The sequence below is a fragment of the Rossellomorea sp. FS2 genome, assembly GCF_047915635.1.
Lineage (GTDB): Bacteria > Bacillota > Bacilli > Bacillales > Bacillaceae_B > Rossellomorea > Rossellomorea marisflavi_A.
Genome location: NZ_JBLRVS010000001.1, coordinates 1,708,353 through 1,733,242 on the forward strand (window position 1 = coordinate 1,708,353; position 24,890 = coordinate 1,733,242).

The window sequence follows — 24,890 nt, forward strand, 5'->3', positions numbered from 1 at the left end:
GAAGCCTCCAGTTGAGCGCCATCACACCTGCTGGAACAGGGTTTCTCCATAAAAAACACCCCGGGCATTTGTCCGGGGTGCGGTAGGTTCAGGAAACGATTTTAATATTGTAGGTTTTGAACCAGACATGGATCTGTGCCAGGTGGGCAAGAAGCTGCGGCCCTGTCATGAGCTGACCGTACCAAGGGGTCTGGAATGCAGCACCGCCGGATTGGACGATATCCTTCAGCTTTTCTTCTTCGAATAAGGTATGAAGGACACTCGTTTCATCTTCCAGGATCTCTGAGAGCCATTCACGTACAAGTTCTGTATACTTAGGATGATGTGTTTTCGGGTAAGGGCTCTTTTTACGGTAAAGTACCTCATCAGGGAGGATGCCCTCAAGTGCTTTTCTAAGAAGGCCTTTTTCCCTTCCTTCGTGGTGTTTCATCTCCCAAGGGATATTCCACGCATACTCTACAAGGCGGTGATCGGCAAAAGGCACCCTGACCTCGAGGCTAGCCCCCATGCTCATGCGATCCTTCCGGTCCAGGAGGGTCGTCATGAACCATAGCTGATTCAGATAGAACATCTGCCTCCTTTTCGCCTCTTCATCCGATTCCCCTTCAAGCAAAGGAGTCTCTTCTACCGTATCCTCGTACCTGGCCAGGACGTATTCTTCAAGATTGAGCTTGTTTCTCCATTCTTCTTTCAGCAAACCCTGCCTTTCTTCCGTTGAGCGCATCCACGGGAATCCTCTGCGATTGAAATCATCACTCCGATGGAACCATGGGTACCCCCCGAAAATCTCATCCGCGCATTCTCCCGATAAACCGACCGTGAAGTCCTGTTTGATTTCCTCACAGAACCATAAAAGGGACGAATCGACATCGGCCATGCCAGGCAGATCCCTCACGAGGACTGCCTGCGTGAGATAGTCCTTCAGCTTTTCCTGATCGATGACGCAGCTGTGATGAACCGTTCCGAATTCTTGGGTCATTTGATCAATCCAGTACGCATCGGCATTGGGCTGGAAATCATTGGCCTTGAAGTGTTCATCATTCCCTTCGTAATCGATGGAGTACGTATGGAGCTGCCCCTTCCCTTCATCCCTGTAGCAATTGGCAGCCACCGCCGTGATGGCACTGGAATCAAGACCCCCTGATAAAAATGTGCACAGGGGCACATCCGATACAAGCTGCCTTTTGATCGCATCCATCACGAGGAATCTCACTTTTTCAACAGTCTCTTCGAAGGAATCTGTGTGCTTCTCACTTTTCACATTCCAGTATCTCCACTTCTTCACACCTTCAGGACCGAAGCTCATGGCGAATGCAGGGCGCAGTTCCTGTACCCCTCTGAAAACCCCATGCCCCGGGGTCCTCGATGGCCCGAGTCCCAACACTTCCTTCAACCCCTGAAGATCGATCTCAGGTTCGATATCAGGGTGGGCCAGCAACGCTTTGATTTCCGAAGCAAATAAGAGACCACCGTCTTTCTCGGTATAAAACAGGGGTTTGACGCCGAGTCGGTCACGGGCAAGGAAAACCCGCCCTTCCTGTTCATCCCAGACGGCAAAGGCAAAGATTCCGTTCAAGTGATCAACGCACTCTTCCTTCCATTCGATATAGGATGTGAGGAGGACTTCTGTATCCGAATGTCCCCGGAAAGTATATCCCTTTCCCCTCAATACATCCCTGAGATCTTCCGTGTTATATAGCTCACCGTTGTAGCAAATTGTATAGGATTTCCCTTCATGCTGGATGGACATGGGCTGCCGTCCGCCTTCCGGATCGACCACGATCAGCCTCTTATGACCGAACAGGACATGTTCACCGCCCCACAAATTATTCTCATCGGGTCCTCTCTTTGATAACGTTTCCGCCATCTCCCTTACAATCCCTCGTTCACCTGTCAGATTTCGCTCGAAATGTACCCATCCTGTGATCCCGCACATGGTCATCATCCTCACTTTCGTAGAAAACAGCTCTTCGACATGTAGATTATCTTATGCTTCTAAAGGGAAATGGTTAATTGACTCAATCAATTTTATATGAATGAAATATGATAATAATGATAAGTAATGTAGTTAAGGAGGGATATTCATTTGAGCAATATTTATCGATCAAACATCTTAAAATCCCAAAAGCGGGCATATTCCGAAGGGACCGTGCTCTTAGAAGATGATATATGGTATTTCTTTGAGATAGATGCCGAAGAGGAATCGGAACTGGATTTTTATCTTCATCAGGAACTCAGACTGTACAGGGATGAAGAATGGATCACGGGGGTCCTGCTTGAGGACGGTATCCTTGCAACCCCATATGAGAAGATCAGAATCGAGAACGGGGACCGGATCTTGATCAAGAAAAGCATCTTATTCTCCCTCGAAAACCTGATGGAGGAAATATCCGATGACGCATTCAACCAGTTCATCACCACTTTGAATAATCTGAACTATTCCATTTATGACTGTATTTTTTGTCACAACCATCTGGTATTCCTCGGAAACCAGAAAATCAAACAGGGCGTGAACTTCATAACCTTCGACAACGGGGACGAAATCTGCGCGGTACAACACCACTTCACTTACTACAAAAAGCAGCGCGACCGCTTCGAATTCACCCTCAGCACCGGCAAAAGGATTGTAATAGAGAATATTGTGAAGTAACGATAGGCTGCGGCTTGTTCTGACCGTCAAATATCGCACATCCAAGACCATAAAAAAGCCGGTGCACTCAAACGAGTGCACCGGCTTTTTTGTATTATGCCAGGAAGTTAATTCCGAGTGGCAACTTGAATCCAAGATAAAGGACGGCCAATAAAGAGATGACAAGAAGGATTGCAGCCACTTTCGTACTCTTCCCTTTATTCAAGCGCACGAGGATGATTTCGAACATGGCAATCACCCAAATGCCGACCAACCCTTTAACTCCATAAAGTGCAGGATCGAATCCTTGGTTCTTCCAGAATAATAATGCTCCTGTCACAATGATCAGGATGTAGAATAATCGCAGGATCATATGTACAATCTTCATCGCTTTGGCATTACCTGCTCGATGCAACGCTAGTGCGACAAAGAATAGGATAATGGCGACTACCCACGTAGTAATATGAGCATCCGTTCTATAAAACATGTGAACCCTCCTAAAAAAGAGTATATTTACGCTCATAATATTACCATAGTCCGCCACCATTCCAAAATTTTATCTAGGACTGTAACCGATTTGTCAATTTTCCTACTGATTCCACTTCAATTTCAACCAGATCGCCACCCTTGAGGAATTTAGGAGGGTTGAAGCCTTTCCCTACTCCTGCCGGGGTACCCGTCGCAATCACATCACCCGGCTCGAGGGTCATCCCTTTTGACAGGATCGAAATGATATCGCTGATCTTGAACATCATGTTCTTCGTGTTCGAGGACTGTCTGACTTCCCCATTGACCTTTGTGGTGATGGACAGATCGTGAGGGTTATCAATTTCATTCTTCGTCACAAGATATGGGCCCATCGGACAAGTAGCATCGAGGCTTTTGCCAAGGAAAAATTGACCGTGCTTTTTCTGCAGGTCCCTTGCCGTGATGTCATTGAGGATCGTGTAGCCAAAGACATGGTCCATGGCGTTTTCCACAGGAATGCCACATCCGCCCTGTCCGATGACAACGGCAAGTTCTCCTTCATAATCAAGCTGTTCCGTAAGCTCAGCATGGACAGGGAGCTCTTCCCCTGGAGCAGCCAGGGTGGTTGGTGCTTTGGTGAAGATCATGATGTTTTCAGGTGCATCCTCCGACCCCATCTCGATCGCATGATCACGGTAGTTTTTACCGACGCACATGATATTTTTCCCGAGTGATGTGAGGGGCGGGAGAAGACGGATGGCATCGGAACCATAGGTGTGCCTTTCCCGGGCTTCCTCATCCATGGCACCCCATGCTTCCTCAATCCTTTCCAGGAACCCGTCCCCTTCCACGATTCCACTCCTCACATCCATCGGCAGCGCATGTCCTTCTCCGAGCTCAGTGCTGGCAGCGAATACATCCACTACCCCGTTTTCAGTCCAGATCCCATACGATACGCGGTCATTTTCCGCAAAACTGACTAATTTCATCGTTTACTCCCCCTTGGTTTGGTGGTACCTGTCAGGAGACAGATTCCGCTTCCCGTAGCTCAGTGACCGCCACACTTTCTCTACTGGTCCGTACTTGAAATACGTGAGCCAGATCTCTGAGAAGATGACCTGGACGATATAGATCCCGATTGCGAGGAGAGTCCCTGTCGTCAGCGTGACTTCCCCGTAGAGTCCGAGTCCATAAGAATAGAAGATAAGGGTTCCGATGATCGATTGAAGCAGGTAGTTGGTCATCGACATCTTCCCCATCGAAGCGATAGGCTTGCTCCACTTCAAGATTTTTTGGTTCTGCAATAATAATGAGAGTATTATTGCATAAGATACTGATAAGAACGGACCTCCCAGGAAATCCTGGATATAGCCATAGGCCGTGTTGGCCTCGATCAGAAACGGCAGTGATTTGACGGCAGTCCCGATCACCAATGTAGAGATCCCGATCCATAGCCAGGCTTTCTTATGTATGGCGACTTTCTCCAATAATCTCAGTTTGCTCGCCCCTGCTCCGAGCAACATCATGGGCAGGATCGACAGGGCAAGGAAGATAAAATTCCCCGGACCGTTCACAGCATACCAGTCAGAAAAACGCTGACTCATGATGTCGCTGAATGACCCGTTTCCATAAGCAGCCACCGAGTTCTGAAGCGATGCAATATCCGAGTAAAAGCTTACGCCTTCAGGATCGACGAATGTCATCAATACGAGCAAAGAGCTGAAAAACACCTGAGGCAGGAGCAGCATGGCGCCTCCCAACAGCATTAGCCATTTTCCAGGCAAGTTCATGAACAAGAGGAGCATCAGCCCAAATACCGCATAGTTGATGAGGATGTCACCCGACCAGATGAAAAAGGCGTGCAGGCAGCCGATGATTAGTAAAATCAACAGCCTCCGGATCCCGAACATATAAAAGGATGTCCCTTTTACATCGGCCCGGATCTTTTGTATACCCAGGCCGTATCCGAACAGCATGGCGAACAGCGGATAAAAACTGGCTTGGACAAAGATATCGATCCAGGGATACAACGCTGTATCACCAGGCGTTTTCCACCAGGAATACGGGTCCATATACAGAAATGGCGAATGAAACGAAATCATGTTGATGATCAAGATCCCGAGAAGTGAAAAACCTCTTATCACATCAAGGCTGATTATTCTTTCCGATTGACTCACAGGCGATAATACGGCCATGAATCGTCCCCCTTTCTTAATCTCTTCTACTCTAGTGTACATCGAAACGGCCGATTAGGCGATTGTCACTTTTGCAAAATTCTCACATACATTGGTACTAATTATTGATAAATAAAGGTGTGAGTATTTTATGCCCGCGATCGTAGGCTTCGCCCAAGTGATCAGCATTGGTTCGAGCGGTGTTTTCCATATAGGTGACGTATTCAATATCAGCCCCATTTCAACGGCCAAGACCTTTGCAGGAGCTGGATCCTTCATCACCGGACGCGGAATATCCGTCTATAACGAAAGCTCCTTGACGTACACGGTGGATGACGACACGATGGATCAAGGGATTATCCTAAACGTATAAGGAAGTGGCGAGATGAATTATTATGTGCAGCAGTCCATCCAAATCCAATTCATCAAAATCGGCGGAATGTCAAACTCCTCGGTGCTTCAGATCGGGACGTGCGGACAAATCGCCACAAACGATTACCTTTATAATACAGGCGGATTCACTGAACCTGCTCCACAGGCACAAAAGAACGGGGGGACGGGAGGACAATCACAATCCGTTCCTCCCTTCGTCCCTCTTCAACCCCCAGGCGAATCGTAAGGAAATCACGCGGCACTGAAAGAGGTGGTACCATGAATAATTACTATATGACCCCACAACAACTCTATCAATATATTGAAAATCTCCATTCAAAGATTGCCGCGTTAGAAAAAAGGATGAATGATCTCTCCGCTGAACTCCAGAACATGAGGGACTCTCCATCAATCAACGTGGAGAAGATTGAATATAAATTCGATCAGCTCAAGGTGGAGTCCCTTGACGGCACATTGAATATCGGGCTGAACCCGAACTCACTGAAAGAAACCATCGAGGATCTTGCGGTGGAGCAAAACGTCAACGTCAAGTCCATGCAGGATCTCGGGCCCTATAAGGCAAGGCTTGCTGAAGCAGTCGGAAGGTATATAAAAGAAGAACTTCCCGTCTTGATACAGGATAATGAAATGCAATTCCAACGTTCATTGGACCCCCAGTATCATGAGATGATCCAACAGGACCTCCTGAATCAAATGCCGGGAAGGATCGAGTTCTATCTTGAAACGATCCCCTACATGGAGGGCCGCCATACGAAAGAAGAATGGGAAGCCAAAGTGCTATCCCGGATCAAACAGGATATCCAGACCGCACTGTACACCTTCATGTCTCAAATGCCAAACAATATGGAAGGGATGAATCAACATGAACCTCCAGGTAATCAATAGGGAATTATCCGTTGGAAACATCGATATTGCAGGGGTTGCCAGCTCTTCCCTCGTGCTGATCGGCGACGCTGATATCATCCAGCTCACCTCAGCCTTCGACACTCCTGCCGAATCCCTGATCATCGGACCTTTTGTACCGCTGACCCCGAAAGGTTAACCATGCGTTATTCCATCGTGAACCAACTCGAAGGCATCACCCTGGCATTCAGCTCTTTTTATCAACTCGGGGATACACGGAACATCGATTCCGTCTCGTGGGCATACGCTGTCCAGCGCGAGCAGGAATTCTTCCTGTCCAGCGAAGGGAGCTACGATTATCGGGTGTTCCAGTCCCCCATTCAAAAAGCCCCCATTGATCCAAGAGTAAAGGTCTCACGGCTGAGCCTGTGTCCCATCAAGGTTAACCGCTTATTTGTAAAAGCAACGGCTTTCTCCTCCATCGTCCATGTAGGGAATGTTTCCCTTGTATCCATGGATGCCAGGGTAAAACACATTCGGCAGCTGGAAGATACCCAAGGAGGATCGGGGCAGACAGAAGAAATCGAAGGGCCCAATTAACAATTTTCATACAATCACATAGGCTAATGATGATAGCCTTACTAGCGACAGGAGATGGTAGATATGCCAGCATTAGTCGGCCCCGTCTCGATCCTGAATATCGGCGGGGGGAATGTCCAATTCGGAGACACGGGGATCATTTCACCCAAAAACGCCTCTAAAACCTATGGTGGCTCCGGAGGATTCAATACCGGTCCGTTCCAGCTCACCTACAATGTATTCAGTGCCACAACGACTTTTGACTGCAATGTAGTCGACCAGCCCATTGCCGGCAACAATTAAAAAGCCAAAAGCCCCTTCACGGGCCTTTGGCTTTTTGTGTTCATCTTTTTTTCCGCCGTTCCCTGCTTTTCCGCGTTCTGACGAGTTTGGAAGATGGCTGCTTCCTGATCCATCTGATGAATGCCGATATCTTCGGGTCCTGTCGCAAGGTTTCGATGGAATTCAGACGGATACCCAGCTCCTCATTCGTATAGAGGGAATGGATTTGTTTATGACAGGGGATGCAAAGTTCCGCCGTCGGGAGAAAGGTCCCCCCCACCTCTTTTGGCGTAAGATGATGGGTGGTCGTCTCCACATCCGGCCTGCCGCAGAGTTCGCATGTTTGGTCCTCGGCCATCGCTATCCCTCCTCCCTACGCGTAGGGTGCCCGTCAGATTTCGAGGACATGCCCGCCATCGAAGAAGTAGAGGAATTTCTGTTTCACAGGCTCCCTCCAGATGGATTCAAGGGCACGTGTATACAGTTCGATTTGGACCCTGTACCGCTCTTCCAGGACCGGCCTTGCTTCCTTGAATCCATTCTCGTATCGATCGTGGATTCCATCCGTCTTATAATCAAGAAGGATAAGTCCTGCCTCATCCCGGAACACACAGTCGATCACTCCCTGTACAAGGACCGTTTCTTCCGGTGCGCCTTCCCCATCGAGGGCGATATCCCTCAGGGGGACACTCATGCTGAACGGAATTTCCCGTTGGATTTCATTTGCCTTCAATAACCGGCTTCCGACAGGAGTGTGGAAGAATTGTTCGATGCGGGAGGTGTCGATGGAAGCAATCTGTTCTTCCGTCATGATCTCCCGTTTGAGAAGGTCTCCCAGCAGACTGCGTATTTCAGCTTCGCCGGGTGCCGCTCCACCGAGGGGAAGATGCTGCATGACAGCATGCATGGCAGTACCTTTTTCTGCCGGGGAGAGGTCCTTAGACTGCATGAATTTCGGACGTTCATATACCGGCTTCTGATGTCTTCTCAGGATGTCATTGCTTGCCGCTTCATCCTTGATTTCCACCATCCGCTTAAGTTCGGAAACGGATTGCTTGGACCTTAGGCTTGTTGCCCTCTCATGAGGATACGCCCAGGAAAGGCGGTGGAGCACTTCCTCTTTGAAAGGTGAATCCATCCCCATCTCTTCAGAGGCCTTGACAGTGTCCATCCAGTCCTGTGATTCCCCTTGATCATCACTTGATTCTTCCATAAGCTCTGCTGCCTGGAATGTGCTGATCTTCCAAGAGGAAGGATGATCGGCAATTTCATTCGTCCCTGCAAGCACTTCTTCCCTCAGTGGATCTCCGTCCCTGTGGCGCAGCACCGCAGGCCCGATCCAGTCGAGATACGAAAGGGCTTTTGAACGTTCATGGTCGGAAAGCAGCCACCCTTCCGTCGTGCCCCCGCGCTTCCAGTTATCCAGGGTTTTATCAATGTTCTTGACAGTCCCGACGAGATACAGCTTCTCCTTTGCCCGTGTGAGGGCCACATACAGGACCCTCATTTCTTCAGAAATCGCCTCGAGCTTCTTCTTTCGTTTAAAGGCAAGCTGTGGAAGGGACGGGTAGCTGATCCGCTTTACCGGATCGGTATATTTCGCCGCCAGCCCGAGATCCTTATCAAGGAGGTAGGAAGCGTTCAGGTCCATAAGGTTGAATTGCCTCGTGGTCCCTGCAACGAAAACAACCGGGAATTCAAGGCCTTTACTGGAATGGATCGTCATCAACCTGACGACGTCTTCCTGCTCGCTCAATGCCCGGGCGACCCCGAGATCATCCCCTCTCTCCCTCATGCGATCGATGAATCGAAGGAATCGGAACAGTCCCCGGAACGATGTTTCTTCGTACTGCCTTGCACGGTCATATAAAGCGCGCAGATTCGCCTGGCGCTGTTTGCCGCCAGCCATTCCGCCTACATAATCATAGAATCGTGTATCCCTGTAGAGCTGCCAGATCAGTTCCGTTACTGACCCCTGTCTCGCTTTTGTACGCCATAGTTCCAAATGATACAAGAATACGCGGACTTTTTCATACACCTGTTCATCCCGTTCTCCCTGAGGCCTCTTTTTCGCAAAGGATTTCAATGCTTCATAGTACGTACCGGCTTTAGAATGGATCCGGATCCTCGCAAGGCCCTCTTCATCGAGACCGACCACCGGTGATCGGAGGACGGAAGCCAGGGGGATGTCCTGATATGGGTTATCGATCACTTTTAGAAGCGATAGCATGATGGCCACTTCGACGGCATCGAAATACCCGGTGGACAGATTGGCGTAAATCGGAATCCCGTGTCGCTTGAATTCTTCCATGATTTCCGGCGCCCAGGGCATCGAACGGAGAAGAATGACGATATCCCGGTATTCAATCGGACGATCCGTACCGCTCTTGGCATCATGTATGAGCGCCCGGCCTTCGATGAGCTCTTTGACTTTCTTCGCCATGAATCTCGCTTCCAGCACGGACTTTTCGATATCCTCCCCGTCAAGGGGATCATCACCGCCGCCCGCCTCCTGTTGTATGAGTGCAAGCTCCACGGGATACGGTCGATCCGCCGGATAAGGTGCACCCGGAACCAGTTCTGCTTCGCGGTTATACTCCATTTCCCCGATATTCATGCCCATGATCTGCTTGAACAGGAAATTGGTGCCGTCCAGGACTTCCTTTCGGCTCCTGAAGTTTTTGGAAAGGTCGATTTTCATGCCTGTTCCGCCACTGCCGAACCGGTTGTATTTATCTAGGAAAAGGTTCGGCTCAGCCAGACGGAAACGGTAGATCGACTGCTTCACATCCCCTACCATGAACCGGTTGCCCTTCCCTTCATCCTCTTCGGTGATGAGCCTCAAAATGGACTCCTGTACCATATTGGTATCCTGATACTCATCGATGAGCACCTCTTTGAACTTCTCCTTATACTCCATCGCTGCCGCAGAAGGAATCAATTCCGTACTTCCGGGCTCCCTGAGGATATCAAGGCAGAAATGTTCGAGATCGGCAAAATCAACGAGGCCTTTTTCTTCTTTAGCCGCTTTGAAGCGTACTGCGAATTGAGAGACGAGTTCCGCCAACGTGACGATGACGGCCTGCATTTCGCCCATGTCTCTCAAAAACGAATCCGGCCGGCGGGAGAAGAAATCTTCCTGGATCTTTTCCACCATTTTCTTTCCTTGATCGCGAAGGGCCTTTGCCTGCTCGACGAGATCTTTATTGAAGTCATCTCCCCGGCATGGTTTCAGTTTGGTGAAATGGAGGGATTGAATCCCGTCGTAAAGGGCCTCCCATGACTCCTTCTGCTTGAGCTGAAGCATCTCGACGACACCCAGGTCGTCGAGGAAATTTTCCGCCCGGGGGGCGGGACCTCCAGGCATTCGGCTCATGTTCAATGCCTGCAGAAATAAATCTTTTGCTCCTTCAAGCTGGAGGGAAATATCCCTGTGGAGATGGTCGGCAATCGGGAGTTCATCGATACTCCCGACCCCTTCTACGCCATACATTTCACCAAGTCCGTTCAGCCACAGGGACGGGGCGGGATGGGAACGTGAAAAATCATAAAGCTTGAGGATCATATCCTGCAGGGCTTTATCGCTCCGGTCACTCGTAAACGTATCGACCAGTGTATAGAACGGGGTATTCCCTTCCTTCCCGTACTCTTCCTCAAATAGCTCTTCCACCACTTCATCCCTCATAAGATCTCCCTCGGTCGCATCGGCAATCCTGAAGCCGGGATCGATATCGATCAAATAATAATATTTGCGGATCACTTCGAGGCAGAATGAGTGGAGGGTGGAAATCGATGCTTTGTTCAATAAGCTCAGTTGCTTCCTCAAATGGGTGGAATGGGGATCAGAGTCAATGGCTTTTTCAAGGGCCTGACCGATCCTGTGCCTCATCTCGGCCGCGGAAGCATTCGTGAAGGTGACGACCAGCAGTTCATCCACATCCAATCCGTCTTGTGCGGATAGGATACGCTGAATGATACGCTCCACGAGTACCGCCGTTTTTCCCGATCCGGCCGCGGCCGCCACAAGGACATCCTGTCCTTTTGCCCAGATGGCCTTCCACTGATCATCCGTCCACGTTGCTTCGTCTGGTTTTACAGGTATATGATGACTGCTCATTGATCAGCCTCCTCTCTTATCTTCGCCATGATGTCTTCCGGCTTTGCCTCGGGCAGTACCCTGTATTCATTTTCCTCAAGGGACTGATCGAACTGGCAGACGGGTTTGTAAGAACAGAACTGACATGGTGTCCGGTCCTTCAGTTTATATGGCGAGATGCCCGTTTCACCTGAGACGATCCGATTTCCCGATGATTCATACATTTTCCTTACATGATGGCGCATGTACTGGAAGTCTTCTCCCGACGCCGCCTTCGATCTCGATGACAGGGAGCCGTCCTTTTTGATCCCCGCGGAAATGATGTCTGAATTCCCGGTATCCAACGTCTGGTCCATCAGGCGGATCACATCGCTGTCCCCCAGCACCAGTCCTTTCATCTTGAAGCTTTTGAAAATCTCCTGTTCAATTTGATCAAGGGTAAGGAGCTTTTTGCTGTTGATCAGGGGATTGTGCACGTGGAAATAGAGGACCCCCGCAGGTTTCGCTTCTTTTCCTACGAATTGCTTGGAATTGCTCAATACGATATCCAGGTAGGTGAGCATCTGAAGGGCAAGCCCGTAGTACACCTCGGTCATGTCCAGGTCCCTCGCGCTCGATTTGTAATCGACGATGCGGAGGTATACGCCATTCTGGTCCTCTGCTTTGTCCACCCGGTCGATCCTTCCCTGAAGCTCCATTTGCGTACCGTTGCGCAGTTTGAATTGGAACGGGGGAAGCGTCGCTTTCGGTCCAAAGCCAAGTTCGACGCCGACGGGTACGAAACCACTGGCCTTCGCATGTTCGCTGAGGATCAAATTCGCCCGCCCGATGATCTGTTCAAGCTTCTGTGCAATATAGTGGTAGCGGTTGGAACTGAGGAGAATCTGGTGCTGCAGCTTCGGCGCAAGCATCGCCACTGCCTCCTTGGCCAGTCTTAAGCACTGATTTCTGGAGAGGGATGCCCAGCTCAGGCCGGCACGCTCCACTTCTTCCGAAATCCATTTGAGGGCAGAGTGGAACATCTCCCCTATGTCTGGTGCTTCGAGTCTGAATAACTCCCGCTCCCTCAGCTTCAAGCCGTGACTTGCAAAATGGGAGAACGGACAGCCGTGGAACATTTCCATCCTTGAGACGCTGGCCAGGATATGTTCCCCGTACAGGTCCTTGCTCGACTCATCGGTCAAGACGGCCGATTCATTGCGGTGGAACAAGCTCGAGAGGACATGGCCGGCATGCCACTTCCATTGATCGGATGTGACGTAGTAGTCGTATACATCCCACCAAAAATCAAAGACCGGGTATCCCCGCTTCTTCTGCTGAAGCTGTGTCGTCAAATGGGCAATGGAAACCCCGGGATGGCTGACATAGTCAAGCTGACCACGTTCGTCTAGCTCAGCTGGATCATTGACGACAAGGGAATGTCCTGCTGTCGGGAACAGTTCCTTGAGCCTCTTGATGAGGGGGGATGGCAGGAGAGCCTTCCCCTCCTCATCGGCTATCGGATAGGAAATGATCAATCGTTCACCCGGTGTCGTGAACGCTTTATAGGCTACAAACTCTTCATCCAGGAGCTTCGTCCTGCTCCTTGGGCCAACTTTCACTCCTCCGATTTGCAGGGTTTCCCTGTCTTCATCCGACAGGATACCGTCTTCGGTCACTTTGGCAGGGAGTACCCCTTCGTTCACGCCGATGACGAACGCAGTTTTGATATGGGCGAGCCTTGATTTCTCAAGGTCTGCAATGATGACCTGATCGATGGCAGGCGGTACGAGGGAAAACTTCATCGCTTCCATGCCCGTATCGAGGATCGAGGCGAATGCCTTCACGCTCGTCTTTTCCCCACCCAGGATCTCCACGTATTGATCGAGGAGGTCCATGACAGCGGCCCATGCCTGGTCATGCTCCCTTGCAGCCACCAGATCGCCGTTCTCTTCCGCTTCCACCCGCTTCCGCTCGAGCTTCGCAGGAATATCAAGTTCCTCGAGATAGGCGAAGAGCGTTTCGCAGTATTCCTGCCCCGTCTTCTGCTTTTTCAACCGTTTTGACAACCGGATGATTGGTGCTGAGATAAAGAGTCGAAGCTCGTTGATTTCATGCTCAATTTCTTTTTCCTGGTCGGTCTGGGGAGAATCCACGTGTTCAAGCCCCCTGAATCGAAGATACTTCCACCGGTCCTTCTTCACCCATCGGTCTCCCTTCACCCCATGGGCCAGGACGTAATTTTCAAGTCGATCCATTTTCTCCCTGAGCTCCCCCGGTTCCTCGTGAAGGGGGAATAGTAAATCGGTCTTCACAGCCCGAAATACGGGTTCATACCTCCAATTGGAAGAGATGATTTCAAGAGTGGAGCGGATCAGTTCGATCAGGGGATGATTGAGCATCGTCCGTTTTTGATCAAGGAAGTACGGGATATCATGGTCTTGGAAGATCGTTTCGATTTTGTCCCTGTAGTCCGCCCCGTTTCTGACCAGGACGGCGATATCCTTATACCGGTGATCCCTTCCACGGGCAAGCTCCCGGATTTTCCGTGCAACCCCCTCTATCTCCGCCCGGCGATTCGATGCTTCCATAAATTCAATCCGATTGCCTTCTGCTTCGGAAGAGATGACCGGCCTTGTCTCATAGTGCTGTTCCAGATGGGCGAGGGGTCCGCTCTGATAGCGGATCGGCGTCTCCATCACTTCTTCTTCCACCGGTATAGCGGCCTCGATACAGGCTTCCCGGATGATCCCATATGTTTCACTTGTCATCCGGAAGAGGCTGAGTTCGTTCTCAGGGAGTCTCACTTCCCCGGCATCCGCCGTCAGGGCGATGGTCACTTTGCGGGTGCGCTGGATGAGCTGCTGGATGATCCTGTATTCCTGTGGGGTGAAACTATGGAAACCATCTATGTAGATGACTGCATCCTGCAGGAGATCGGAATGCTGGATCTGATCGGAAAGCAGCTGAAAATAATCTTCCGAATCGAGGTATTTCCCTGCCAGGGCAGACTGAAATTCTTCATAAATCAGCTCAAGATCCGCAAGTTTATCCCTGAGCACCTTTTTCCCCATGCCGTTTTCCTTGAAGGCGGCAAGGTCGCCCGGTTCGATGCAATAGCGTTTGAACTCTGTGAGCATCGTTTCCACATGCCCGATGAAACCGGGTTTTTCAGACGACTTCCGGAAAATGCTCAATTCTCCTTTATTCTCTTCGATGATTTTCCTGATCATCATATTCAGGCCGACGTCCGATAAATGATAGCGGGTCATGCCCCCCGTCTCCTGGAGGATCTTCCACGCGAGACGTGTAAAACTGAATACCTGTGCACGGATCATACCGTTCAGCCCCGGTGTGTTCACAAGCTCGTATTCCGATATGAAGGACATCTGGTCGGGTACGATATAAAGGATCGGGGTCCCTTGCGGACGTTCCCTCAGTTCCTCTTTTATTTCTCGCAATATACGATGCGTCTTCCCTGTTCCAGAGCGTCCAAGAATGAATCTTACCGTCATCTCCCTCACTCCTTTCCCGTTATCCTCTTAGTCTATCCGGTAAGTAACATGTTTTTTTGGATAGGTTCATTATAATATAGATTGTCTATAAAATATGCTAATCCGCCTGATTTCCAACAGAAAGCAAAACAGTCCGGGAAGATGCCCCGGACTGTCCTTTTCACCATATTTGATCTGCCCATTCTGGATGATCGATAAAGGGGTTCCGATTACCCTGATACTCCTCATAGATGATTTCGTTCCTCCGCCTTTCACGGTCATCGACGGGATCCGATTCATGCCAGTCCAGCAGGACCGACAGCCGCCCGTGGTTCGGTGCCTTTCCATTATTCACGCGGTCATTCAGTTCAAGATCCAATTCCCCGGCATCCCCTTCATAGCGGACGGCCATATAGAAGAGCATCCGTGCCACGTCGCCTTTCACCTCGTCCCGCGGTTCCCATGAGTCTTCATCGGAAAAATTCCCAGCCGCTTCATCATGCGGTGAACCGCCGTTATCGAAATCGAGATTCCCCCTGGAAGAATTGACCGTGACATCGGCCGGTCTCAGGTGGTGTAGATCGGTCCCCGGCCCTCTTGCCGTTCCGAAATTCCCGTGGGACTTTGCCCACACATGCTCCCTGTTCCAATCATCCACATCTCCCCCGTGCAACTCCTTTGCCTGGGATCTCCCCGTATAAAGCAGAATGACATTACCGGGATGATCGGGGTCCTCATCCGTTTTGGCCATCGCGTCCCATAGCTCGCTATAAGACAGCTCCCTGTGATCATCGATGATGTCGTGAAGAGCCGATTTCAGTGCTTCACCGCTCAACCCTTCAGCACTTGAGTAGTAGCCTCCGGGATCTGTCGAAGGCTCGTCCTCCTCCCCCGGCGAAATGGAGGTGACTCCCTTTATTCCAGGGTGGGAGAAGTAACTGGTCAGTTTCCCGGTGATCACTCGTTTCTTACCGATTATGCCAGGATTCGTCTTCAGGCCATCTTCAAGCCTTTTGGAAGAAGGGATCTGGACAAACAGCATCTTCTCCGGATCTGCTTCTCCCGGTTCATCCGCAAGGGCAAGGGCATAGTCATTCGTGAAACCGGCTGTCAGCACTTCCGAATCAGATACAGGCTGACCCGTGACAAATCCCGCTACTTCAGCAAGTGAACCGTCTTGGCGCTCAAGGGCAGCCTCTACTGTCAGCGGTGTGGAAGCGTTTCTTTTTGCAATCTGAAGATGAGAAACATCTTCCTTTCCTGCAGGTTGATCGCCTGCCACTTGCCCACATGCCGTCAAAAGGACCGCCATGATCAGCACCGCTGTAATCCGCATGTATTGTTTCACTACTCTTCCCTCCCAGGTATGGTCTACCTTTAGCGTACAGGATAACGGGGCCGTGGAGATCGATTTTTTGATCATTTCCAGGAAAATGCTCCATTCGGCTCATCCCGGTGTTGCCCCTCGACCCGGGACATGATAAAAAGCACCAAGCAAGGCAGGGATGCCTTGCTCGGTGCTTCAATGTTTTGTACGGGTAGTTCCTTCAGGATCAGTTTTTAAATTGTACGTCCCACTCATTCAATGGCCAGTACCGGAGATTCACTTTCCCCACTACCTGCTCTCGGTCGATGAATCCGAAATATCGGCTGTCCTCGCTGCCTCGGCGATTGTCTCCAAGGACGAAGAGTTTACCCTTTGGCACTTTCTTATCCCCTGTCAATTCTTCGAGGGTGAAATCACCAGTAAGCTTCCCGCCAGAATTTTCTGCTTTATACGTATCCAGATATGGCTCTTCGTAATATTTTCCGTTTATATAAAGTTTATCATTTTTATAGGTGACCGTGTCGCCCGGCAGCCCGATGACGCGCTTTACATAGTCTTCTTTTTCATTGGCATGGAATACGAGGACGTCAAAGCGGTGAAGATCCCCGATCTGATATCCGATTTTATTCACGACGAGCTTATTGCCGTCTTGAAGGGTGGGCATCATGGATTCGCCGTCCACTACATAATTCGAAAAGAGGAACGTGCGGATGACGATGAAGATGATCAATCCGATCGCAAGTGCCTTGATCCATTCCAGGCCCTCTTTCTTTATCTGTTCTTTCAATGTGATTCCTCCTGCTTCTTGCGTTCGTTTCGCTGGTCCATTTCAAGCTTTTTATTGAGATGAGCCTCTATGCGCTTGCCGACAAACCAAAGGAGGAAGATGATCGCTCCCACGATGACGGTACGGATCGGCTGTTTCACTAATGATACAATATCATAACCGATAAAGCTAATGGTGAAAATCATCACCATTTTTCCCGTGATAACGGCCAGCATATATTGAGCAATACTGATACGGGAGAGCCCAGCCACGACGTTTACGAGGGCCGAGGGTGTAAACGGGAAGCAGAGCAGGATGAATAAAGGACCGAAGCCGTGCCTGTCCACCCAATGGGTCAGACGGGATGCCTGTTTATTCTTCTTTAAGAAACGGAAGAACCTTGCTTCCCCGTATCTTCTTACCAGCATAAAGACCAACAAAGCCCCTGCAGAAGCCCCTATCCATGAAAACAGGAATCCGAACCACAAACCGAACGCATTCGCATTCGCTAGGACGAATACAAACAGCGGCAAAAAAGGAAGGAAGGCTTCAAGCATTGGTAGAAGGATTCCCGGAACGGGTCCGAATGACCGATATTGCTGAATGAGGTCCATAATGTTTTCAAGTGTGAACCAATCTTTGAACGCTTGGATATCCATAGTATATGTTTCCCCTTAAACGACCATGAAAAAAAGACTCATTTCGTGATATTTTCTTCATCATATCATATCATGTTTCATTTTCCATATCGCAGTTTGTATTATACATCCTTAACCTCGCAAGGGCCGCTTTAAACCTCCCCTTTTCAATCCGTCCCCCCTGAAAGGGCAGGATTCCAGAAAAAAACCGCTTCGGGATCACACTCTCCCTCCGCGGCCCTTTCCCTTACAGATGTTCCTTGAACCACTGCGTCATCTCTTTCAATCTGTGAACCCTGAGTGACGGCGTACCATTCCTGGACAGGTTATGATCTGATTGAGGGAAGCGGACGAACTTTGCTTCTTTCTTCTCGCGCTTCAAAGCGATGTACAGTTGTTCCGCCTGTTCGATAGGGCATCTCAGGTCTTCTTCACTATGCATGATGAGAAGGGGGGTAGCCATCTCTCTCACAAACGCAAGGGGCGAGTGCCTCCAAAGTTTCTCCATATCCTCCAGACCTGAACCGATCTGCCACTCCGTGAAGGAATAGCCGATATCACTCACTCCATAAAAGCTGACCCAATTACTGATGGACCTTTGGGTGACGGCAGCTTTGAAACGATCTGTATGACCGATGATCCAATTCGTCATGAATCCCCCGTAGCTCCCGCCGGTCACACCCAACCGGTTCTCGTCCAGGAAGCTGAAGTGTTCCAGCACGTGATCGACGGCTTTCATGATGTCTTCGTAATCTCCGTTGCCATAGTCACCGCGCACATCATCGGCAAATGCCTGACCATAGCCATGACTCCCCCTTGGATTGATGAACAAGACCGCATAGTCTCCGGCGAGCACCTGTAGCTCATGGAAGAATGTATTCCCATACATGGTGTGGGGACCTCCGTGGATTTCCACCACAAGGGGAATTTTCCTTTCACCGCCTGTGTCTGCAGGTTTCATTAGCCATCCTTGTACCATCTCACCCTTCGCCCCTTGAAAGTAAAAGGATTCAGTTTCGGCCAATGACCGACTTTCAATCCATTCTTCATTGCTTGTAGTCAGCTGCCTGATGGCCCCGGTCGGAACATGGAGCAGGTAAAGCTCTCCCGGTTTGGAAGGCGTGCTCATCGCCATGATGATCCGCTGCCCTTGAGGATGGAAGTCAAAATCATATACATGCTGTTCCGCTTCCAGATAGGCAGGGAAGATCGCGCCGTCGATATGACCATAGTATAAAACCGTATTCCCCGAGTCGGATGCCAAGAAATATACACTTTCATTATCTGTAGACCATTTGATCCCCGGTACCTGGACCGCCTGGACGGCATCACTGTTCATATAGTCACCGATGGGAAGATCGAGTCCTTCGCTCAAGCAGTATGCATTCCGGGCTTCCACGTTGTGGATCCACAGTTTCGGCTGCGTGGCGTTGACATACTCCCTCTCATCCCCTATGTATGCGATATGCCGTCCATCGGGGGACCACCGTGCGGCTCCGTACTGTCCTCGCCTTCTGGTAATCCTCTCCTTGCTGCCCGTATCGATGGACCAAGTATACAAATGATGCTGAAATGAAAAATCCGCATCATCACTGAGGTCGGCTGCCACCAAAAGTTCTTTGCCATCTGGGGACCAGTCCTGGAGAGTATAATCATGATGATCATCACTCACTCTTTCAGCCTTCCCGGTGACCAGATCCATGATGACAAGCTGAGAATGGCGGTGATCCCGCAGCCCTTCCCCGTCGCCTTTATATTTCATCGTAGAGGTGACATAAGGCAGGAGACGCTTCTCTTCTTCCATCTTTCCTTGCGGGTCGGCCCCCGCCCCAAGCTTCATGCTGAACGCGATTTTGGTGGAGCAGGGAGACCAAAGAAACTGCTTGACCGATGACGAGCAATCCGTCATCCTTTCAGGCTCTCCCCCGCTGCGTGACATCCTATAGATTTGCGTGACGCCTGTGCGATCTGACAGAAAGGCGACATACCTGCCACACGGCGACCATGCAGGGGATGAAATCCTTTCTTCCTGAAACGTCCACTGCCGAAGCCGGTCACCCTCCCCGTCATAATGGAAAAGCCGGGTGAAGTAGGCATCCTTTTCTTCACACATCACCGTCTGAAGAAAAACGGCCTCCTTTCCGTCCGGGGAAAACCGCGGGGAGGAAATGGCCTTGATATGGTATAGATCATTGATGGAAACGGTTTGTCGATCCATGAGCGTATGATCACTCCTTTGATATGATGGTGTGTACCCTCCTGTCACCAAGGTACGGATATTCATCATTCTACCATCCAGCATGGCCATGGATAAAACATTGAAAAAACTTTCATAATAGAAACACATTAACTTAGTATTGAAAAGCATCTTCATACACCGTACAATAGATACGAACACATGTTCTAATCAAAAAGACTCATGCCTTCCCCGGCGATCCCCGGTTGGAAAGCATGAATCAAAGGAGTCATCACTCATGACAAGGATCCCTGAAGACGATCGAAACATTCTGGAACTGGCGATTTACCTGCCCATGGTCCTGACGATCCTGAATCGTGATATGCAGGTCGTGACCTCCAGCCCGTTCAAACTGAAACGTCCCTACCTGGAACTGATCGAGGAAACGATGAAAACGATACAGGCAGAGCTTGCCCGTGTGAGGAGGTATATGAGGAATAACAAGATGAAGGTGGAGAAAATCCAGACGGATGATGCATTCACCATGTACATGTTTTTGTACAAGGGGTATGAAGAACACCATAATTACTTCAACCCGAGGCTGAGGAACAGGGTGGAAGAACTCCTGCGCCACTACTTATTCCAGCGCTTCCTCAGTCCTGGAAAGGATTCGACGAAGGAAGCTTGAATATCACGCATCCTGTTTCGGAATATCCCGATCCAGAAAGAACATCTTCACCTGGGACGGATCGGGTGCACCGAGCCCATAACGGGTTTCCATCTCTGAAATCCTCTGTGAGTAGGCAATGCGCAGTTCCGCTGTCTTCCTCATCTGATTCTTGAAGGAGCTGTACGAAATCGGCACGATGCAAGTTTGCTGGTTTTGCAGGTAAACATTCGTGGAACCATCTTCCAGCGGCTCGTACTCCTTTACAAAGGCATGGGATATCCATGTGCATTCATGCTTGGCGGGAGATGTTGTAGGGAAGAAGAAAAGGGACATCTGGGGATTCACAATGATCGGAGCTTTATAGACGATGCCAGTCAATGTCTTGGTTCCTTCTTTCAGTCCTTCGTATGAAGAGCCGAAATACTCACAGCTTTTCTTCAGAATTTCGAGCGGCTTGAACGGTGAAATCAGAACATCATTCACTTCGATGATCTGTGTGAACGTCTTGGCCCCATACTCGATCGGTTTCAGGACCATGGTATGAGGATTCACCTCATATTCTTCTATGATTCGGGATTTTGTGCTCATTCCTCCGCCTCCTTTTACATTTTTCCCCATAATACTATCACATTTTTACTAAGTTGTCCTAAATATTTTTAAAAAATTCAGTCATTTGAAAAGAGTGACCGTTTTCCGCGTTAAATATTATCAGAATATTTAATTTTCAGGTTGAATTTTCACCCCTTTGCCCATATACTAAGAAAAAGAATTCAGGGGTGATCGTATATGGAAAACAAAAAATCCTATACTGATATGATGAAGGCTTCCGCGATGACCAGGAAAAAGCATGCTGAAAAGAGCGTCTTAGACATCTATATTGATATGGTCATACACGAAAGCATCCTTACGACAAGAAAAGCCGACTTACTGGAAGCCATCGATGCCGCCCTGGATTGCAAAGATGAAACCCTCTTTATGAAATTGACGGATGAATTGACTTCACTATCCTGCCATTATGGATGAATGGCTTGGCCGCTTCCCCACCGGGTGGCGGCCATTTTCATGTCCGTTCCGCATGTTCCTTCCATCCAATGGTCATCCTAAGGAAAAAGAGCCCCGGGGTGATACCATGACCATCCTTTTCAAGACGCTTATTCTTTATCTCATCACCATCGCCGCCATGCGGCTCATGGGCAAGTCCACCATTGTCCAAATGACCCCCTATGACCTGGTGGCCATCATCATCGTCGGTACCATTGCTTCAGAGCCGTTGATTTCAACAGCGTTCTTCCCTACGCTTTGGGCCCTGATCATCCTCGTCTCCCTACATATCCTTTTCTCGTTCCTAACATTGAGTCAGTTCGGGAACCGCTTCTTCCTCGGGGAACCCACCCTGCTGATCAAAGAAGGCACGATTCTCGAAGATAATCTGGAGAAGTCGAAAATCTCGATCATCCAGCTTACGTCCATTCTGAGGGCTAAAGGATACCCGAAGATTTCCGACGTCGATTACGCCATACTTGAGCCGATTGGCGAAGTGAGCATCATACCAAAGGTGGAAAATACGCCTGTCACGATTGAACATCTGGACCTCCGCATCGATGACGAAGGCCTCCCCATCTCCGTCATCGTCGATGGAAGGCTGCAACACCATAACCTCCGCCTCCTCGGGTTGGATTCAGAATGGATCAATGCTCGCCTTCGGAGGGAACACCTCCATCACAAAGATGTATTATTTGCCTATGTGACGGAAAAGACAAAAAACCTGGTGATCAATAAACGCAAATAGGACCCGCACCGGGTCCTATTTGTACGACTCATGGAGAAGATTCCGCAGGATCTTCTTTTTCTTTTGTATCCGTTTTGTACTGCTCGAGCATGTTCAGCCGCTCCAGCATGGTAGGATGGCCATATCGGAAGATCTTGACCAGAAGGGGTGGATTGACTTGAGATAAACCGACCTTGGAAAGCTTCTGGAACGATGTGATGGCCGCTTCTTTATCCTGTGTCAGTTCAATGGCATATCGATCCGCTCTCGTCTCCTGATAACGGGATATCCAGTTGCTGAACGGGCTTACGGCGAACAGCAGCACCGATGTGATCAATAAGAAGAGAGGCAGGGAACGCAGGCTTGCCACACGGTCCACCTTGATTTCCTCCCCGTAGTTGGCGACGATTCCCCTCATGAGCTTCGATGCAAGGAAGAGACCGAAGAACGACAAGAGCAGGTAGATCCCGATCCCGATATAAATATGCTTCTCCACATAGTGGGCCATTTCATGAGCCATGACGAATAAAATCTCGTCATCGGTCAGCTGCTCCAGCGTCGTATCCCACAGCACGATGCGGGAATTGGATCCCACACCGGTCACGTAAGCATTGAGGGAATTCGTCTTTTCTGACATATCGACCTCGAATACGTGATTGGCCGGAATCCCCGCCTGATCAGCCAGGGAAAGGATTTTCGCTTCAAGCTCCTTATTCTTTAACGGGTAAAACTCGTTATAAAGCGGATCGATGAGAACCGGCTGGATGAACATCATGAATATCGTAAACGGAACCGATAGCGCCCATGCAGCAAGCCACCACCGCTGTTTGAACCTTTTCATCAGTCCATAAAGAACCGAAACGATGATGAGCATCAACAGGTAATTCACCCAAAAGTCGATGGTCTCGTCCTTCATCCACATCGAAAACGTCTGAGTGGAAATATTGTATGCCTTGGATACTTGATAGGAGATGTACTGGAACGGAAAGATTGCGATGAACGTCGTGATCGATAACCAAAACAGATAAATGGCCGTCTGCAGGAATCCGTTCTTCACCGTTCCTTTTGCCCACTTCTCAAACGTACGGGAAACGCCCAGTATCATGATCAAAAAATACAGGAGCCATTCATACGGAGTGGATAAAAAGAAAAGCAAATTCTTGATCTTGGAAAAATCCTCACTGAGGAGAATCTCCTTGGCATTCATAAACGTTGAAGGATCGGCGCTGCTCCCCTTGAAGCTCTCAGGTACACCAGAACCGGCAATATAGAATAGATAAGCATATAAAATCAAGCCCAATAGCGCATAAGCAAGTATCGCACGAAACGCCCACTTCTTCGCCAAACAACTTCCTCCCTTCTCAACCCTCACTACTATATGTAATATCCTGTCCACTCATTTAGAACCCGGAAGTACAGAGCAATGAGCAGCGCAAACCAGTAAAAGCTGCCGGATCTGCCTCCTGTCCATGCAACATCTATCACTCATTATGAACCACTCCTTTCATTTTATCCATTCCATGATCAAACCAAGAAGGTATAGGCTGATAAAATCGCGATGGCACCAAGTACGACCATGATGACATTGGCTCCGCAAAACGCGAGGGCAAAGGCGGCTACGGCTCCGACGACGCCGAACAGCACGTCTCCTTCTTTGATCAGGAAGATACTCGGGAAAATGAGGGCCCCTAAGACGGCATAAGGAACATTATTGAGTACCCCCTTCACAAATGGGTGCAGCTCCTTCCCGGAAAACATCACAAATGGAAGCATTCTCGGAACGTAGGTAACAAAGGCCATACCTACAATCATCAAGAGCATCATTTTATCCACGTGGATTCCTCCTCTTCATATGCCAAACCCATTCAACCATTAGGGATGAGACCAGGGTCGAAGCAACGATGGACCAGCCTCCAGACAGATCGGTGTAAAAGATGAGCAGACTGTTCACGGCTGCCGCAACCGCTGCAAGATACGTGACCTTCACACTCTTTTTCATGGATGGAACGAGAAGTCCAACAAACATGGCATAAAGGGCAATGGACATGCTTACTTGGAGGAAGCCGGGCATGATATCACCCATGAGATGGCCGACTCCGGAAAATACCACCCAGCTTCCATACGAGATGACCATCACGCCGGCTGCAAAAGCGGTCCGGATCTTCCCTGTCTGAGTCGAGATGACAGAAAACGTTTCATCTGTCACACCGAAGGCCGTCATCAGCTTTTTATAAAGTTGATGTTCTTCCAATCTCTCAGTCAGTGAAGCGGACATGAGGAAATGGCGGATATTCACGATCAGCGTGGTGAGGACGATTTCCATGACGCCGGTCCCCACAGCAATGAGACTCAGTGAAATATACTGCGCAGCACCCGCGTAGACAAAGAGGCTCATGAGTACCGTCTCTGCAAACGTCAAGCCCGTTGTCCTTGCCAGGAGCCCGAACGTGAGGGCGACGGGCATATAACCGATTGCTATGCTTAAGCCCGCCTGCAGTCCCAAACGAAAATCAGAGGTTTTTTTTACAGAGTAGGTAGCTTCCACACATACACTTCCTTTATCATATAAACTATCGTACAATGAAAATATTCTAATAATTCATTATAG

25 protein-coding genes are annotated in these 24,890 nt (G+C 49.6%); 10 read left to right on the forward strand and 15 right to left on the reverse strand.

Translation table 11 applies throughout. The features are described 5' to 3' along the window. Positions 1–88 precede the first annotated feature (88 nt). The gene (gene asnB, locus ACNA6I_RS08895; RefSeq protein ID WP_063191399.1) at positions 89–1,936 is read right to left on the reverse strand and encodes an asparagine synthase (glutamine-hydrolyzing); all 1,848 of its coding nucleotides are present in this window, start codon (positions 1,934–1,936) and stop codon (positions 89–91) included. Positions 1,937–2,086: 150 nt separating this feature from the next. Between asnB and ACNA6I_RS08900 the strand changes: the two genes are divergently transcribed. Continuing rightward, positions 2,087–2,650: a DUF2777 family protein gene (locus tag ACNA6I_RS08900; RefSeq protein WP_063191400.1), complete on the forward strand. Its 564-nt coding sequence runs from the start codon at positions 2,087–2,089 to the stop codon at positions 2,648–2,650. A 94-nt stretch (positions 2,651–2,744) separates the two neighbouring features. Here ACNA6I_RS08900 and ACNA6I_RS08905 read toward each other — a convergent pair whose 3' ends face one another. The 3 genes from ACNA6I_RS08905 to ACNA6I_RS08915 form a co-directional block, all read right to left on the reverse strand. Continuing rightward, positions 2,745–3,116: a YisL family protein gene (locus ACNA6I_RS08905; RefSeq protein WP_063191401.1), complete on the reverse strand. Its 372-nt coding sequence runs from the start codon at positions 3,114–3,116 to the stop codon at positions 2,745–2,747. 73 nt (positions 3,117–3,189) lie between these two features. Beyond that, positions 3,190–4,086: a fumarylacetoacetate hydrolase family protein gene (locus ACNA6I_RS08910; RefSeq protein WP_416313179.1), complete on the reverse strand. Its 897-nt coding sequence runs from the start codon at positions 4,084–4,086 to the stop codon at positions 3,190–3,192. Positions 4,087–4,089: 3 nt separating this feature from the next. Further along, a complete protein-coding gene (locus ACNA6I_RS08915; protein ID WP_048004365.1) occupies positions 4,090–5,292 on the reverse strand; it encodes a DUF418 domain-containing protein in 1,203 nt (400 codons plus the stop codon). A gap of 130 nt (positions 5,293–5,422) precedes the next feature. On the opposite strand from ACNA6I_RS08915, the gene ACNA6I_RS08920 reads away from it, so the two are divergent. The 6 genes from ACNA6I_RS08920 to ACNA6I_RS08945 all read left to right on the forward strand — a co-directional run bounded on the left by ACNA6I_RS08920 (position 5,423) and on the right by ACNA6I_RS08945 (position 7,389). Then, positions 5,423–5,644: a spore germination protein gene (locus tag ACNA6I_RS08920; RefSeq protein WP_048004366.1), complete on the forward strand. Its 222-nt coding sequence runs from the start codon at positions 5,423–5,425 to the stop codon at positions 5,642–5,644. Between the two features lie 12 nt (positions 5,645–5,656). Continuing rightward, positions 5,657–5,890, forward strand: a complete 234-nt coding sequence (locus ACNA6I_RS08925; RefSeq protein ID WP_048004367.1) for a spore germination protein GerPB — start codon at positions 5,657–5,659, stop codon at positions 5,888–5,890. Positions 5,891–5,922: 32 nt separating this feature from the next. Beyond that, positions 5,923–6,549 carry a spore germination protein GerPC gene (gerPC, locus tag ACNA6I_RS08930; RefSeq protein WP_048004368.1) on the forward strand — a complete coding sequence of 209 codons (627 nt, stop codon included), beginning with the start codon at positions 5,923–5,925 and terminating at the stop codon, positions 6,547–6,549. Beyond that, a complete protein-coding gene (locus tag ACNA6I_RS08935; RefSeq protein WP_048004369.1) occupies positions 6,527–6,706 on the forward strand; it encodes a hypothetical protein in 180 nt (59 codons plus the stop codon). Before gerPC ends, ACNA6I_RS08935 begins: the two co-directional genes overlap by 23 nt. A 17-nt stretch (positions 6,707–6,723) precedes the next feature. Next, entirely contained in the window at positions 6,724–7,107 is a 384-nt protein-coding gene (locus ACNA6I_RS08940; RefSeq protein ID WP_159129548.1) for a spore germination protein GerPE, read from the forward strand. Positions 7,108–7,170: 63 nt separating this feature from the next. Beyond that, on the forward strand, positions 7,171–7,389 hold the full coding sequence (locus ACNA6I_RS08945; protein WP_048004371.1) for a spore germination protein: 219 nt from the start codon (positions 7,171–7,173) through the stop codon (positions 7,387–7,389). A gap of 40 nt (positions 7,390–7,429) precedes the next feature. Here the strand turns inward: ACNA6I_RS08945 and ACNA6I_RS08950 are convergent, their stop codons facing one another. From ACNA6I_RS08950 to ACNA6I_RS08980, 7 genes are all read right to left on the reverse strand, one after another. Next, entirely contained in the window at positions 7,430–7,726 is a 297-nt protein-coding gene (locus ACNA6I_RS08950; protein ID WP_048012943.1) for a hypothetical protein, read from the reverse strand. A gap of 33 nt (positions 7,727–7,759) precedes the next feature. Continuing rightward, positions 7,760–11,485: a helicase-exonuclease AddAB subunit AddA gene (addA, locus tag ACNA6I_RS08955; protein WP_416313180.1), complete on the reverse strand. Its 3,726-nt coding sequence runs from the start codon at positions 11,483–11,485 to the stop codon at positions 7,760–7,762. Then, a complete protein-coding gene (addB, locus tag ACNA6I_RS08960) occupies positions 11,482–14,958 on the reverse strand; it encodes a helicase-exonuclease AddAB subunit AddB (protein WP_416313181.1) in 3,477 nt (1,158 codons plus the stop codon). The genes addA and addB overlap by 4 nt, the downstream gene beginning before the upstream one ends. Before the next feature lie 160 nt (positions 14,959–15,118). Next, the gene (locus ACNA6I_RS08965) at positions 15,119–16,273 is read right to left on the reverse strand and encodes an endonuclease (protein ID WP_063191427.1); all 1,155 of its coding nucleotides are present in this window, start codon (positions 16,271–16,273) and stop codon (positions 15,119–15,121) included. Positions 16,274–16,490: 217 nt separating this feature from the next. Then, complete coding sequence (lepB, locus tag ACNA6I_RS08970) at positions 16,491–17,051, reverse strand: signal peptidase I (RefSeq protein WP_048004375.1); 561 nt, start codon at positions 17,049–17,051, stop codon at positions 16,491–16,493. Beyond that, a complete protein-coding gene (locus tag ACNA6I_RS08975) occupies positions 17,048–17,689 on the reverse strand; it encodes a TVP38/TMEM64 family protein (protein WP_048004376.1) in 642 nt (213 codons plus the stop codon). The genes lepB and ACNA6I_RS08975 overlap by 4 nt, the downstream gene beginning before the upstream one ends. A 226-nt stretch (positions 17,690–17,915) precedes the next feature. Continuing rightward, on the reverse strand, positions 17,916–19,886 hold the full coding sequence (locus ACNA6I_RS08980) for a S9 family peptidase (protein WP_063191428.1): 1,971 nt from the start codon (positions 19,884–19,886) through the stop codon (positions 17,916–17,918). A gap of 256 nt (positions 19,887–20,142) precedes the next feature. On the opposite strand from ACNA6I_RS08980, the gene ACNA6I_RS08985 reads away from it, so the two are divergent. Then, complete coding sequence (locus ACNA6I_RS08985; protein WP_048004377.1) at positions 20,143–20,532, forward strand: hypothetical protein; 390 nt, start codon at positions 20,143–20,145, stop codon at positions 20,530–20,532. Positions 20,533–20,535: 3 nt separating this feature from the next. On the opposite strand, the gene ACNA6I_RS08990 is transcribed toward ACNA6I_RS08985, so the two are convergent. Continuing rightward, positions 20,536–21,102, reverse strand: a complete 567-nt coding sequence (locus ACNA6I_RS08990) for a competence protein ComK (protein ID WP_048004378.1) — start codon at positions 21,100–21,102, stop codon at positions 20,536–20,538. A 198-nt stretch (positions 21,103–21,300) separates the two neighbouring features. On the opposite strand from ACNA6I_RS08990, the gene ACNA6I_RS08995 reads away from it, so the two are divergent. Beyond that, on the forward strand, positions 21,301–21,537 hold the full coding sequence (locus tag ACNA6I_RS08995; RefSeq protein ID WP_048004379.1) for an IDEAL domain-containing protein: 237 nt from the start codon (positions 21,301–21,303) through the stop codon (positions 21,535–21,537). Continuing rightward, positions 21,530–22,303: a DUF421 domain-containing protein gene (locus ACNA6I_RS09000; RefSeq protein ID WP_231593197.1), complete on the forward strand. Its 774-nt coding sequence runs from the start codon at positions 21,530–21,532 to the stop codon at positions 22,301–22,303. The genes ACNA6I_RS08995 and ACNA6I_RS09000 overlap by 8 nt, the downstream gene beginning before the upstream one ends. A gap of 28 nt (positions 22,304–22,331) precedes the next feature. Here ACNA6I_RS09000 and ACNA6I_RS09005 read toward each other — a convergent pair whose 3' ends face one another. The 3 genes from ACNA6I_RS09005 to ACNA6I_RS09015 form a co-directional block, all read right to left on the reverse strand. Beyond that, a complete protein-coding gene (locus ACNA6I_RS09005; RefSeq protein WP_048004380.1) occupies positions 22,332–23,627 on the reverse strand; it encodes a M48 family metallopeptidase in 1,296 nt (431 codons plus the stop codon). 179 nt (positions 23,628–23,806) lie between these two features. Then, positions 23,807–24,106, reverse strand: a complete 300-nt coding sequence (locus tag ACNA6I_RS09010) for an AzlD domain-containing protein (RefSeq protein ID WP_416313229.1) — start codon at positions 24,104–24,106, stop codon at positions 23,807–23,809. Position 24,107: 1 nt separating this feature from the next. After that, the gene (locus ACNA6I_RS09015; RefSeq protein ID WP_048015456.1) at positions 24,108–24,827 is read right to left on the reverse strand and encodes an AzlC family ABC transporter permease; all 720 of its coding nucleotides are present in this window, start codon (positions 24,825–24,827) and stop codon (positions 24,108–24,110) included. Positions 24,828–24,890 lie beyond the last annotated feature (63 nt).

Bases quoted from the DNA above. Each gene is read 5' to 3' on its own strand.
- ACNA6I_RS08975 (WP_048004376.1), bottom strand. From the start codon at position 17,689: ATGGATATCCAAGCGTTCAAAGATTGGTTCACACTTGAAAACATTATG.
- ACNA6I_RS08915 (WP_048004365.1), bottom strand. From the start codon at position 5,292: ATGGCCGTATTATCGCCTGTGAGTCAATCGGAAAGAATAATCAGCCTT.
- ACNA6I_RS08950 (WP_048012943.1), bottom strand. From the start codon at position 7,726: ATGGCCGAGGACCAAACATGCGAACTCTGCGGCAGGCCGGATGTGGAG.
- ACNA6I_RS08990 (WP_048004378.1), bottom strand. From the start codon at position 21,102: ATGAGCACAAAATCCCGAATCATAGAAGAATATGAGGTGAATCCTCAT.
- ACNA6I_RS09010 (WP_416313229.1), bottom strand. From the start codon at position 24,106: ATGATGCTCTTGATGATTGTAGGTATGGCCTTTGTTACCTACGTTCCG.
- ACNA6I_RS08945 (WP_048004371.1), top strand. From the start codon at position 7,171: ATGCCAGCATTAGTCGGCCCCGTCTCGATCCTGAATATCGGCGGGGGG.
- ACNA6I_RS08935 (WP_048004369.1), top strand. From the start codon at position 6,527: ATGAACCTCCAGGTAATCAATAGGGAATTATCCGTTGGAAACATCGAT.
- ACNA6I_RS08985 (WP_048004377.1), top strand. From the start codon at position 20,143: ATGACAAGGATCCCTGAAGACGATCGAAACATTCTGGAACTGGCGATT.
- ACNA6I_RS08905 (WP_063191401.1), bottom strand. From the start codon at position 3,116: ATGTTTTATAGAACGGATGCTCATATTACTACGTGGGTAGTCGCCATT.
- ACNA6I_RS08980 (WP_063191428.1), bottom strand. From the start codon at position 19,886: ATGGATCGACAAACCGTTTCCATCAATGATCTATACCATATCAAGGCC.
- ACNA6I_RS08910 (WP_416313179.1), bottom strand. From the start codon at position 4,086: ATGAAATTAGTCAGTTTTGCGGAAAATGACCGCGTATCGTATGGGATC.
- ACNA6I_RS08995 (WP_048004379.1), top strand. From the start codon at position 21,301: ATGGAAAACAAAAAATCCTATACTGATATGATGAAGGCTTCCGCGATG.
- addB (WP_416313181.1), bottom strand. From the start codon at position 14,958: ATGACGGTAAGATTCATTCTTGGACGCTCTGGAACAGGGAAGACGCAT.
- ACNA6I_RS08925 (WP_048004367.1), top strand. From the start codon at position 5,657: ATGAATTATTATGTGCAGCAGTCCATCCAAATCCAATTCATCAAAATC.
- ACNA6I_RS08965 (WP_063191427.1), bottom strand. From the start codon at position 16,273: ATGCGGATTACAGCGGTGCTGATCATGGCGGTCCTTTTGACGGCATGT.
- ACNA6I_RS09000 (WP_231593197.1), top strand. From the start codon at position 21,530: ATGGATGAATGGCTTGGCCGCTTCCCCACCGGGTGGCGGCCATTTTCA.
- gerPC (WP_048004368.1), top strand. From the start codon at position 5,923: ATGAATAATTACTATATGACCCCACAACAACTCTATCAATATATTGAA.
- addA (WP_416313180.1), bottom strand. From the start codon at position 11,485: ATGAGCAGTCATCATATACCTGTAAAACCAGACGAAGCAACGTGGACG.
- asnB (WP_063191399.1), bottom strand. From the start codon at position 1,936: ATGTGCGGGATCACAGGATGGGTACATTTCGAGCGAAATCTGACAGGT.
- ACNA6I_RS08920 (WP_048004366.1), top strand. From the start codon at position 5,423: ATGCCCGCGATCGTAGGCTTCGCCCAAGTGATCAGCATTGGTTCGAGC.